Source organism: Anabaena sphaerica FACHB-251 (genome assembly GCF_014696825.1).
Classification (GTDB): Bacteria; Cyanobacteriota; Cyanobacteriia; order Cyanobacteriales; family Nostocaceae; genus RDYJ01.
The window spans coordinates 85891-99072 of record NZ_JACJQU010000014.1 but is presented as its reverse complement, the minus strand read 5'-3'; the positions used below and the strand labels follow the sequence as shown (position 1 = coordinate 99072).

Annotated in this window: 9 protein-coding genes; 5 read left to right on the top strand and 4 right to left on the bottom strand. The window is 38.1% G+C overall.

The window, feature by feature from the left end:
• Nucleotides 1-215: 215 nt before the first annotated feature.
• On the bottom strand, nucleotides 216-1862 hold the full coding sequence (locus H6G06_RS19880; RefSeq protein ID WP_190563248.1) for an ABC1 kinase family protein: 1647 nt from the start codon (nucleotides 1860-1862) through the stop codon (nucleotides 216-218).
• Nucleotides 1863-2033: 171 nt separating this feature from the next.
• Nucleotides 2034-3098, bottom strand: a complete 1065-nt coding sequence (locus tag H6G06_RS19875) for a mannose-1-phosphate guanylyltransferase (RefSeq protein ID WP_190563302.1) — start codon at nucleotides 3096-3098, stop codon at nucleotides 2034-2036.
• A gap of 238 nt (nucleotides 3099-3336) precedes the next feature.
• Here H6G06_RS19875 and H6G06_RS19870 point away from each other — a divergent pair, with 238 nt between their 5' ends.
• The 3 genes from H6G06_RS19870 to murJ all read left to right on the top strand — a co-directional run bounded on the left by H6G06_RS19870 (nucleotide 3337) and on the right by murJ (nucleotide 7246).
• Nucleotides 3337-4842 (top strand): LCP family glycopolymer transferase, encoded by a 1506-nt coding sequence (locus tag H6G06_RS19870; protein WP_190563246.1) that lies wholly within the window; start codon nucleotides 3337-3339, stop codon nucleotides 4840-4842.
• Between the two features lie 178 nt (nucleotides 4843-5020).
• Nucleotides 5021-5527 carry a pentapeptide repeat-containing protein gene (locus H6G06_RS19865; RefSeq protein ID WP_190563244.1) on the top strand — a complete coding sequence of 169 codons (507 nt, stop codon included), beginning with the start codon at nucleotides 5021-5023 and terminating at the stop codon, nucleotides 5525-5527.
• 108 nt (nucleotides 5528-5635) lie between these two features.
• A complete protein-coding gene (gene murJ / locus H6G06_RS19860; RefSeq protein WP_190563242.1) occupies nucleotides 5636-7246 on the top strand; it encodes a murein biosynthesis integral membrane protein MurJ in 1611 nt (536 codons plus the stop codon).
• Nucleotides 7247-7255: 9 nt separating this feature from the next.
• Here the strand turns inward: murJ and H6G06_RS19855 are convergent, their stop codons facing one another.
• Entirely contained in the window at nucleotides 7256-7993 is a 738-nt protein-coding gene (locus H6G06_RS19855; RefSeq protein WP_190563240.1) for a hypothetical protein, read from the bottom strand.
• Between the two features lie 26 nt (nucleotides 7994-8019).
• Nucleotides 8020-9252, bottom strand: coding sequence for an AAA family ATPase (locus H6G06_RS19850; RefSeq protein ID WP_190563238.1), 1233 nt, complete (start codon nucleotides 9250-9252; stop codon nucleotides 8020-8022).
• Between the two features lie 855 nt (nucleotides 9253-10107).
• Between H6G06_RS19850 and H6G06_RS19845 the strand changes: the two genes are divergently transcribed.
• Nucleotides 10108-11436: a flavin-containing monooxygenase gene (locus tag H6G06_RS19845; RefSeq protein WP_190563236.1), complete on the top strand. Its 1329-nt coding sequence runs from the start codon at nucleotides 10108-10110 to the stop codon at nucleotides 11434-11436.
• A 502-nt stretch (nucleotides 11437-11938) separates the two neighbouring features.
• Nucleotides 11939-13168, top strand: a complete 1230-nt coding sequence (locus H6G06_RS19840) for an ARMT1-like domain-containing protein (protein ID WP_190563234.1) — start codon at nucleotides 11939-11941, stop codon at nucleotides 13166-13168.
• Nucleotides 13169-13182 lie beyond the last annotated feature (14 nt).

The window sequence follows — 13182 nt, the reverse complement described above, 5'->3', positions numbered from 1 at the left end:
AAAGCAATTTGATACCAGAGGAAAATCTAATCATCACTATAATTTTCTAGTGATATTGCAGCACCATCCTTTTATGACTGAAAATAAATTTAAAATAACCGTTAAAGTAACATTATCTAAGTATTTTGAAGCTTCCGTAAGCCGCTTGGGAAAATTAGATATAAAACTTAACAAGTCACAATCTGGCACTGCTCACCTTACCTGAGTTAATATCGCTACCTTAAACGCCCTGAGCGTAAAATACTAATTATTAACCATAAACCTAATAAACTAGCGGCTGCAAATAACACACTGCTAAGATAAGATAATTGAGATGTTGTAGCTCTATTAGAAATAATGGCTGCTCCCATTATCAGTGAACCTACTAAGATACTAAAAGAAAGGCGATTGGCGGCATCGTCCATTGTCCGCCGCACACCGTCTAATCCTCGCAATGATAAATTCCACTGGAGAGTTTCCGATGTTACACGGTCTAATAATAGTTCAATTTGGCGGGGAGATTGTAAGGAGAGACTTTTGATATCTAAAGCAGTGCGTAAGAGCGATCGTAGAGGACTATCTCCTAATAACTGACGACCAAACAAATCTGTAATTAATGGTTTAATTTCATCAAATAAATTTACTTCTGGGTTAAAAGTACGCGCTACCCCTTCTAAGTTTGCTAATGTTTTGGCATATAAACCCATATTGCTGGGTAAGCGAATTTTATTATTGCGGGCAATTTGTAAAATTTCATAGATTATTTGACTGAAATTTATCTCAGTCAGGCTGACATTATAATACTTTCGCAGCATTCGCTCATAATCATTTTCTAACCGAGATAAAATCACTGGTTGAGCAGAATCTGAGAGTTGCAAAGTTAACTGAGCGCATCTTTGAGCATCTAAATCAACAATTGCTAACAACATTTCTGTTAAGATTTGCTGAGTGCGGGGATCAAGTCTGCCCACCATGCCACAGTCTAAAAGAGCAACACGCCCATCCGTGAGATAAAATAAATTGCCAGGATGGGGATCAGCATGAAAGAAGCCATCAATATATAGTTGCTGAAAAAATACTCTAAATAATAAAGTAGTTACAGCTTTTCGTTTGGTGATGAGGTCTTGACCGTTGTCGTTTATACTTAAATCTGCGGACAGCAAAGGTACACCATCTAACCACTGCATCACGAGTAGTTTTTGTGTAGTCAAATGCCAGTAAATTTCTGCAACTACAATTTGTGTGGGATCATACCAACGACTTTGGGATAAGTTGCGTCGTAGTTGGTCTGTGTAGCCTGCTTCTCGTGTAAAATCTAATTCTGCTTCCAAAGCTTTAGTAAATTCTTCAGCAGTAGATTTGATGTCATAAGTTTGCCCAAAATCAGTCCGGGCGACCAAATCCGCGATACCTTGAATTAAGGCGATATCCTGAGCGATGGTAGTATCGATCCCCGGTCTTTGGACTTTGAGAGCAACTTCCCTGCCATCATGGAGAGTAGCGCGATGGGTTTGGGCAATTGATCCCGCTGCTACAGGGAAATGATTAACTATGCGAAAAGTTTCTTCTAGTGGGCCTTTTAGCTGTTTGCGGATAACGACTTCTACCTCTGACCAAGGAACAGGGGGTACTTCATCTTGTAGAGTTGACAGTTCTTCTATATACGCAGCACTTAATAAATCTGGACGGGTAGAGAGTAGTTGACCGAGTTTGACATAAACCGGACCCAAATCCACTAAAATATTTTTTAATACCGCAGGTGTAGGTAGTTGAGGTTCATCAGTTTTGCCACCAGTCAGCAGGCTTCGCATATAGTCCCAGCCGTTGCGGAGGACTACTTCAATAATTTCACGTTGTCTGGGTACAGTTTGGGTTAAGAACATTTCTGGGGACTGGGGATTGGGGATTGGAGATTGGGGATAGGGTTATTAACCTCCCCGTCTCCCCTTTCTTGGCTCAATACTGTTGATCAAGCTGAAAGTAGCAGAATAGAATAGATTGTCTATTTATAATTGAAAACAGGACTATTGAGCCTCTACCAACAGTTTTAACTTTTACATGAGATCAGTAAATCGGGGATCACTTTGTAGGGTTTTGAGGATCTGCTTAATTTCTTGAGTACGTTCCTTTTTAACTATCAGCGTAACATTGCGATCGCGCACAATTACCACATCCTCTAACCCAATCGTCACAACTACATCATCTGGATTGGCAGCATAAATAATTGCCCCTTGAGTATCTAGTCCTACATGGGTAGCTAATTCAACATTAGGATTATCCTCTGTTTTCAGTAGGCGTTCGATCGCATTCCAGTCGCCTAGATCATCCCAACCAAATTCCACCGGCAAAACGTATGCTAGACTTGTCTTTTCCATCAGCGCATAATCTATACTTTTTTTAGGCAACTGCGGATAAATATCAGGGCCATACTGTTTTAAAGGTTCGATAATTTCTGGGGCATGGGTATGCAGTTCGTGCAGAACCACTCCAGCCCGAAACACGAACATACCACTATTCCAGCTAAACCGTCCCGTTGATAAAAAATTCTCGGCTGTTTCCCGGTTGGGCTTTTCAGTAAAGCGGTTGACGTGATAAGCTGGCAACTCATTAAAGCTACCAATCTTTTCACCTTGTTCAATGTAGCCGTAACCAGTGGAAGGGAAAGTAGGCTTGATCCCCAAAGTGACAATCGCTGCTGTGCTAGTCGCTAACTGGGTAGCCGCACTTAAGGTATGTGCAAATACCTCTTGATCCGCAATCCAGTGGTCAGCAGGGAAAAAGCCAATTACAGCGTCTTTTCCGTAACGCTTGTTAATTTCCAAACTTGTCCAAGCAACGGCTGCGGCTGTATCCCTACCCTCTGATTCAATCAGCAAATTTTGCTCTGGCAGATCGGGTAATTGTTGTCGTACTCCTTGCGCTATTTGACTAGAAGTAATGACCCACAGGTTATCCCAACCGCCTGCGAGTGTTAGCAGTCGATCAGCGGTTGCTTGTAGTAGGCTTCTAGAACTGCCATCGAGACTTAAAAATTGCTTAGGTCGGTCTCGGCGACTAAGAGGCCAAAAACGCTCACCTTTACCACCAGCAAGAATTACAGGGATAAATGAACTATTCATGTTGTCATATACACCTACTTCAGAACAATACAAGTGTACAGTCATTCAATTTTAGATTTTGGATTTTAGATTTTGGATTGTCTCAACTAATAAATCAGTATCATTGAAACTAAAACTGCTGGGACAGCAACACCCGAAAAATCTAAAATTTGCACAGATAGATACCTCTAACTCTAGCGACAAGATTTGTAGCTTGCATTAACATACCTTTAGGGAGTGGTTGAGTGGGGAGAGAATTGTGATAAAACAAGTTCAATGGTCGGAAAATCAGGTCATACCTCAACAAACAGGAGCCTTAGATCAAGAGGCACAACCGCAACAATTTCAAAGAATAGAAAATCAGGTTATACCTACCCCAGCACCAGGATCGGAGACAGGGGTTAAACCAAAACAGCCAGCAAATAATCCGCGTAACGTCGTCGATTCAGTGGGTGCTATCCCTAATGAACTCTACGATCGCTTAGGGTTGACAATGCCCCGCTGGCTATTGTGGATATTAACCTTTGTTGTTGGCATCATTTTATCGGGGTTACTGGTATCAACTTTGGCGCTATGGACTCCCCTATGGAGTAATTTAGATCAGGTCAAAGATGACGATTTTGGATCTACCAGCAAAGACCAGCTAAAAGTACCAGGGGATTTATGGAATAAACTTTCCCAGTACCAGCTATCAAAACCCATGAATATTTTAGTCATGGGAATTGAACCAGTGAAAGGAACTGTTGACGGTTCCCCAGAAAGTTTTGCTGGTAGCAGCGATACCATGCTGTTGATCCGACTAGATCCTAGTGATAAATCTATCCGGGTACTCTCAATTCCCAGAGGGACAATGATTGCCCTGCCAGAACAGGGATTAACAAAGGTGTCTGAAGCTAATGCCAAAGGTGGTCCAGTATTAGCCGCAAGGGTAGTTAGTCGCACCTTGAGTAATGCCCCTATTGATCGCTATATTCGCATCTCTACTAGCGGCTTGCGGCAATTAGTTGATCAGTTGGGTGGGGTAGATGTATTTGTACCCCAAGCGATGAATTATCAAGATAATTCCGGTGGTTTATCGGTGAATTTAGTTAGCGGTTGGCAAACCCTCAACGGTGAACAAGCAGAACATTTTGCTCGTTTTCGAGAATCAAATGTAGGTGATCTGCCCAGAGTGCAACGGCAACAAGCACTGATAACCGCTTTAGTTCAACGTCTCAATAGTCCGACCACTTTACCCAGGTTGCCCCAAATTACTCGCATTATGCGAAAGTATTTTGACACCAACCTCAAAATGGAAGAAATGATGGCATTGGCGAATTTTTCCGTGAATGTAGAACGGGATAATTTCCAAATGGCCATGCTACCCGGTACGTTCAGTAAATTCAGTAAAGATCCTGATAGCTATTGGTTGAATCTCACTGGACAACAAAGCTTATTGAATAATTATGTTGGGGTGAATATACCTGGTCTTAAACCAGATTTACGTCCAGTTTCTCGCCTCAAAATCGCTATTCAAAATGCTTCCAATCAACCTCAGTTAACGGAAAACGTTATTACCTATCTCAAATCAAAAGGTTTTACAGATATTTCCACAATTCCTGATTGGCCTGATACCCAGCGCCAAACTCAGATAATTGTCCAGAAAGGAAACCCACAACCAGGAGTGGAACTGCAAGGAGTTTTAGGCTTGGGTCAAATTGAGGTTTCCGCAAATGGTGATTTAGGATCTGACCTGACAATTCGCATTGGTAAAGATTGGAAATAGTCATTAGTCATTAGTCAGTATTGGTCATTTTTCTCGTTCCCATACTCTGTATGGGAATGAATTATAGAAGGCTCTGCCTGATATTAAAGCAGAGGCAGAGCCTCTGTAACGACATTCCCAGTCTCAGACTGGGAACGAGACAAACGAGATAACTGAACAACTGACAATTAATAAACTTATGAAAAAATTTTTGTTGAGATTTTTTAGTTTAATATTGATTTTGATATTAGCTTGGTTGTGGATAATTATTAATCCTAAACCTGCTTTCGCGCAAATCAATACCATTAACTATAACAACGCTTCTTTAGAAAATCGTGACTTTTCTCATACTGATTTAACAGGAGTCAATTTTGTGTCCGCAGAAATGCGCGGGACAAATTTTCAAGGTGCGAATTTAACTAACGCCATGTTAACAAAGGGTGTGTTATTAAAGGCAAATTTACAAGATGCGAATTTAACAGGTGCTTTAGTTGATCGAGTTACCCTAGATGGTGCTAATCTAAAAAACGCTATTTTCACAGAAGCCACTTTAACCCGTAGCCGCTTTTATGATGCGGATATCACAGGTGCTGATTTTACAGACGCTTTGATTGACCGTTATCAGGTGTCGCTATTGTGTGAAAGGGCTGATGGTGTTAATCCTGTAACTGGTATTTCTACAAGGGATAGTTTGGGGTGTAAGTAGGTGACAGGTGACAGGTGACAGTGAAGAGAGCAGGGGAAGAATATTGATCTTTTGCCTCTTGCCTTTACCCAATGACTAATGACTAATGACAACTGACTATTAATATTCGTGACTCAACAACAACAAGATCAAAAACCCTCTCGTTCTTTTGCTGGCATTGCTGGTATAGTTGCCGCAGCTACCTTAATTAGTAAAGTATTTGGTTTAATTAGGCAACAAGCCATAGCGGCTGTTTTTGGTGTTGGTGCTGCTGCTACGGCATACAGTTACGCCTACATTATCCCCGGTTTTCTGCTAATTTTACTCGGTGGTGTCAATGGTCCCTTACATAGTGCCATTGTTAGCGTTTTAGCCAAGCGCAAACGAGAAGAAGCTGCACCCTTAGTAGAAACAGTCACAACCATAGTCGGTGGGTTATTGTTGGTGGTGACAGTTGCTCAGATTTTTTTGGCAGAACCAATTATTGATATAGTTGGTTATGGTTTAGAACCTAGCACGAGAGCGATCGCCATTCGTCAACTACAAATAATGGCTCCCATGGCCTTATTTTCCGGTTTAATTGGCATTGGTTTCGGTACTCTCAATGCAGCAAATCAATATTGGTTACTATCAATTAGTCCTTTATTATCCAGCATTACCGTAGTTGCAGGTATTGGGATTTTGGCTTTGCAATATGGCAAAGATATCATCAAACCAGAATTCGCTTTAATCGGTGGCATGGTATTAGCTTGGGGAACTTTGGCCGGAGCAATTTTGCAATGGTCAGTGCAGTTAATTGTGCAGTGGCGGTTAGGTTTAGGAACATTAAAGCTGAGATTTGATTTTAAATCTCCCGCTGTTCAAGAAGTAATTAAAATCATGACTCCGGCAACAGTTTCTTCGGGAATGATGCCGATTAATGTTGCCACAGATTTATATTTTGCCAGTCCCATTAAAGGTGCAGCCGCAGGTTTTAACTATGCCAATTTATTAGTACAAACTCCATTAGGGATTATTTCTAATATTATTTTACTGCCTTTATTACCAATATTTGCCAAATTAGCAGAACCGGAAAACTGGCCAGATTTAAAATTACGCATTCGTCAAGGACTTTTATTAACTGCGGTAACGATGCTACCTTTAGGGGCATTAATGATAGCTTTATCTGAGCCAATTGTGCAGGTAGTTTATCAACGGGGTGCTTTTAAACAAGAAGCAACTGAGCTAGTTTCTTCCTTATTAATTGCCTATGGAATTGGAATGTTTGCCTATTTAGGGCGTGATGTTTTAGTTAGGGTATTTTATGCTTTAGGTGATGGACAAACACCTTTTAGAATTAGCATTTTTAATATTTTACTCAATGCTGGTTTAGATTTTATTTTAGTTAAACCTTTTGGTGCGCCTGGTTTGGTGTTAGCTACAGTTGGGGTAAATTGTAGTTCAATGTTAATGTTGTTGTGGTTGCTAAATCGTAAATTGAACGGTTTACCTTTGCGGGAATGGAGTTTACCAATTATGGGTTTAACTGCGGGTAGTATGGGTGCTGGATTTGCAAGTTATGGGACTTTGGTTGCTTGTCAGCAGGTTTTGGGGAATAAGGGTTTAGTTGTTTTAATAGTTGAGTTGTGTGTTTCTGGTGCAGTGGGAATTGGGGTGTTTGCTGTTTTTGCAGCTTGGTTGAGAATACCGGAGGTTAATAGTTTTGTGGTGAAGATGCGGCAGAAGTTTTTGAAGAGGTAGGTTTTGTTTTTAGATACTATATTTACCTAGAGATAAAGTTTGAATAAAAGTGCGAGATTCAGGAACACTCTGAAAAATTCTGCCTATGCTTTCTGAGTTGATAAAATCTAATGCTTTTTTATTAAATTCTTCATCGCTTAAAGTTTGCAGTTCAGTAGTACCATAAAGTAATTGTTTCAATTCTCTTGGTTTTTTACCATAAGCTTCCTTAATTAATTTTTGGGTATCTATTTTGGCAGCAGCTATAAATATTTCTGTAGAGGGAAAAACAACAATTGGAATTACTACAGGTAGATATTCGTGGGTATACCCTTCTCTTGCTTTCGCTCGATAAAATTCTTCTATACTTCCTACTAATATTTTAGATATACTAAATCTCCAATCTTTAAAATAGTCATCAGGGTTAGAAAATGTATGTTCACTATCAGCAGTAAGTAAGATAATATCTCGATTAGAAATTAGTTCTAGTTCACTTTCAAAGTCTGCAAAAGCACCATAAAGAGTGTTTGTGACTGAATTTTTAAAATCTAAAGCCTGTTTACCTGTTAAATAGCAACCGTCTGTAATTTTATTGGCTTCTCGACAATATTTTTCTACAGCATCATGAATAGTTTGCCTCCTTAACTCGATATAGTTAAGAGTTACATTGTTTTGCTCTCCATCAGATAAAATACACTCAGAGATTTTTCTAAAAATTGCTATATCAGTTGCTCCATCTCCAACAATGCCTATATTTCTTTCTAGCATCACATTTGCCCTAATTACCCACCTAATTAACCAATTGTCCCTGAATACCAAAGTTCTGCTAATTGATACTTTGGTATCTCAACTATCTTTTTACCTGTAGTTTCATCATCTATGATCTCACCTTCTACAGTGCCTATACCTACAAGTGTTTCCAGAGATGTATTAAGATTTCTGACATCACTCTTCCTATTACGTTTTTCCAACCGCACTGTATAGACATGATCTAAATGATTATGAAATTCGCGTAAAACAGAGGGACTATGGGAAGTAATGATAAATTGAGATGTTAACTGTTCTGAATTGGGAGATGTCATTTGCCAAATCCAACGCATTAATTCTTGAATATTTCCAGGATTTACACCATTTTCAATTTCTTCTAACAGTATCAAACTTGGTGGTATATCAAGAGAAGCAAGAAGACTAATAGCTGCTGCTTTCATAAATCCATCTGAAACTGATTCAGGATTAAATGCCTCAATAATTCCTGTTCTACCTAAATCAAAATTCCACAAAAGTTTTGAAGTTTTCTCGTTATATAGAACTCCTTGAAAGCTATTTTCAAATCTCCTCATTAAAGCTGTAAATCTTGTAAATATCCGTTCTTCTTTGTCTTTGATATATTTAATTACTGCTTGCAGTCCACAACCTGTACTACCTAATTCAGCAGGAATTTGAATAAAATCACTCTTTTCTATTTGATCATCTTTAACTAACCCTTTTAAAAAATCAGGTTGAAAGTGATAAGTGTATGTGTTGATAAAATCTAGAAAAAAATCTTTACATATTTTTTTTTCTTCTGGTTTTAAAGATGTACTATTTTCAATATCTTGACTTAAACTAATGAAATGAGTTTGCTGTTCATATCCACTGGTAATTACCTTTTCATTATTACTATCTAGTCTGATTTTTATTTTTTCCTTACATCCACAGCTAACAACATTTTCCAAGTGTTGATTTTCATACAATTCTATTTCATAAATAATACTTCCATTGGAATTATGCCAATGTATAGTAAACCCCATTGGTTCATTATCAGCAGCTAGTCTATAACGATGAGGATATAAATCTCCGTAGAGATTAACAGTTTTTTTATGATTGTTAGGAAAACTTCTTCTGACAAGGTTAGAAAAGTGTTGTATACCTTCTATAAGATTAGACTTACCTGAATTATTATTACCAATCAACAAAGTAACTGGATGAAGCTCTACATTAGTCAGCTTATGGGTTTTAAAGTTTTTAAGTGTAACTTGCGTAAACATAATTATTTTCTCGTAACGACTATAATTTTACATTATTGCAGTCAATAACACAATTGTTTAGTTATTAAAATCCCTACTGCTTACCATTTTTTCCATATTTCTTTATATTGGCTGAGGAAAGTTAATAGGAGTAAATGCAAAGTGCTTGACAGTGTAATTTTACAAAGATATCACTATCATAGTCTTTTACTCCCCCTTTAACCTCTGTCCATACAAATTTAAAGCATTTTCTCGCAAAATTGCTAGTGCGATCGCTTCCGCTTCCCTAACATTAATATCTGTACATTGAATTGTGGGTTGAGTGAATTGATTTTACAGTTAATATCAATCTTCCATAGCATCTATTCAAAATTTTTAACTATTTTTGATAAAAAGTTGTAAAAATAATTCTTATACCAGATTGCTATATTTATTTAATAATTGGCGATCTGGGATATATTTTCAGCATTTTTTTGAAATTAAAATACCGTATTCACTGCTACAGTTAGGCTTCATCAGTTCACCTAACATTTGAAGCTAATAACAAGTCGGCAGAAATAAATACAAAAATGAAGTTAAGGAATATCACATCAAGCTTCCCGATGTTTATCAATTTTTTAGTCGTACTCCAATTCTGCAATCGGAATGATATGGAACTCTAGCCAACAGAAGCCAGGATGTTCCGGAATATATGACAACAGACCTAACACAGGTAATGCGGGCAGCAATTAGAGGTATGTTGCCAATAAATGGCACGTATTCCCTGATGTTGTAGCCCAAGCTTTTCATATCTTTATGAGATATTCCCTCTTTGTGAGTGGGTTAACTCGGTATCTTCCAAAAGTTTAGAAAATAGTCAAGTAAAAATTCAGAATTATGTTGGACACTACTCACAAGCATTTAATTCTTGGGGCTGGTTTTGTAGGATTGGGTATGGCTGAAGCACTCAAGAGTGCGAGTATTCCCTACGATCAAGTTGATGTCAGTGATGACATTGGTGGAAATTGGTATCATGGTGTGTATGAAACCGCACACATTATTTCATCACGGAAGATTACCCAATTTACCCATTTCCCCATGCCGGATAATTATCCGGACTTTCCCAGTGCTAAAAATATACGGGATTATTTAAACTCCTTTGCTGACCATTTTGAGTTACGTAAAAATATTGAACTAAATCGTCAAGTTAGCTACGTGCGACCTGTTGAAAATAATCTCTGGGAAGTTACCTTTGATAATGGGGAACAGCGAATTTACAAAGGGATTATCATTTGTAATGGTCATCACTGGTGCAAACGTTTTCCCACATTCTCAGGAGAATTTGATGGGGAGATCATTCATTCCAAAGATTATAAAAATCCCCAGCAAGTACGTGGTAAGAGAGTTCTGGTGATTGGTGGAGGGAATTCAGCTTGTGATATAGCCGCAGAAGCAGCTAGGGTGGGAGCTAAATCTGTGTTGAGTATGCGTGAATCTGTGTGGTTTATTCCCAAAACCTTTGTAGGTGTTCCAGTTTTAGATTTAATTGAATGGTGGATGCCAGAATGGTTTCAGCGGTTTATGGCTTATGTAATTATTTTGCTGACCTTCGGTAAGCACAAAGATTATGGTCTACCCGAACCCAAATATCGAATTTTTGATAAGCACCCGACCTTAAATAATGAGGTGCCTTACTATATTAAACACGGTCGCATTACCTATAAGCCAGAGGTACGACATTTAGATGGTGGGGAAGTTGAATTTGCGGATGGTAGTCGAGAAACTTTTGATTTAATTGTTTGTGGAACTGGTTTTCATGTTGCTTATCCATTTTTACCTCCAGAACTGCAACGGGTGGAAGGAGCAACAGTACAATGTTATGGAGGGTCATTTCTTGAAGATTACAAAGGGATTTACTACATCGGTTGGGGACAAGCTAGAGGAGGTGCTGGTTCTTTAATTTCCGCTTTTGCCCCCATATTTACCCGTTTTCTTAAACTCCAGGATGAAATTAAAATTCCTATGGGTTTAGTCCTCAAAAAAATGGGACAGCAACTACCCACAACCCATCTTGAAGATCCGCAAAAGATTTTTCGGGAATTAAAATTAGCCAATCTGTTTTTTCAACGGACGGTTCAAAAAGCTCACCGAATTGATTCCCAATATTCCCAGTTTGAGAATCATCCACTCCCACCCTTACTACAAAAATTAGTTAGTAAGACTTAGACTAAAAGTAGCCAGTAAACAACTTCAAATGTATATAAGTAGGTAGGCGTTGAAAATTGTCGTTATGGCAAGGCAAGAGGGCAGGAGGCAGGAGGAAAGAAGTATCAATAAAAACTTTAATTCTGGGTTTAAAGCCCAGTTTAAAAAAAGAATTGTATCGAGATGCGTAGCACGAAATACAAAGCGTCCTTGCTTCAATCCTACGTTTTTAAATGTGGGTTCCTCCTGCCTCCTGCCTCCTATCTCCTGCCTCCTGAATTGCTAAAGGGTAAATGGATATTCATTCACAGAATTAGAAACAGAATCAGATATTTTAAAACTGGAAACAATAGATTTTTAGATTGATTTTAGTGACTTATACGAACAGGTGAATTTTTACCAAAGCAATGATGAACGACTAATTAAACCATGCAATATCTCCGACTTATCTCAAAATTAGGGGTTATAAATTTAAAAAATTAAGTTAAAATAACTAAAAATTAGCAGGAGATAGCAGTTTTTAGTGAATAAACCTCAAATCCCCAATTTACCACTACCAGCACCCCTTGTAGGCTCAGATGCTGGCTCTTTTACTGAGTTTACAGTAACTCAAAGAATGCCAGATATTGCACGTCGTGTAATTAGAGAAAATAGCTTCACCTCCGAGATAAATCAAAGCTTGGAAAAATTAGCATTAGAATTACCAAGCGGATATCTACAACCTTTAACAAATGACAGTGGTGTAGATTTTAACGACTGGGAAAAATATCTAGAACCCTATAAAAATCAGCGTTGGGTAGATGTACCTTGGTTTTTTGCAGAAACTTATTTTTATCGTCTAATTCTCAACATTACTAATTACTTTCAATCAGAAAAATGGCAAGGTGTTGATCCATTTTTATTACAAAAAGAACAAGGTTTAGAAGCATCAATTGATCCGATTATTTCTTTGTGTACTCAAGTACAAGAATGGTTGGATGAGTCCATAAAAGCAGGTAAACCTAGCAAATCATCTCTAATTGCTTTATTATATTTTGCATTGTGGGGAAATCGAGTTGATTTAAGTTTATGGTCAGCTTTTGAGGATGATAGGAGTAGTTTTAATATTCAGACTCAATTAAGTAACATTTTAGTAGATGAATCCTTTGCTGTTACTAAGCTATTAACTAAATATCCAAATAATCGCATTGATTTTGTGGTTGATAATGCAGGTTTTGAGTTAATTTGTGATTTATGTTTAGTAGATTTTCTCTTGGGTAGTGGCTTTGCAAATCAGGTTTATCTTCACTTAAAGCCCCATCCAACTTTTGTATCTGATGCGATGATAAAAGATGTGCATTATACTCAGGATTTTTTAGAACAATGCAGTCATCCTCAAGTTCAAGCTTTGGGACAGAGATTAACACAAAATCTGACTTCCGGTAGGTTAGTGTTAACTGAAGACTATTTTTGGACTTCACCTTTAACATTTTGGGAAATTCCAAAATCACTTACAGATGAGTTAGGGAAGTCGAATTTAATAGTTGTCAAAGGTGATGCTAATTATCGGCGTTTATTAGGCGATCGCTATTGGAATTTTACCACAAAATTTGCAGATATAGTTTCTTACTTACCAGCACCAATGGTAGCTTTACGCACCTTGAAATCTGAAGTTGCCGCAGGTTTGAAAGCCGAAGTTTTGGAGGAATTAGCAATAGCTGATCCTAAGTGGTTGACAAATGGACAGTGGGGGGTAATTCAGTTGGTAGACTAAGGAATTTTTTAGAT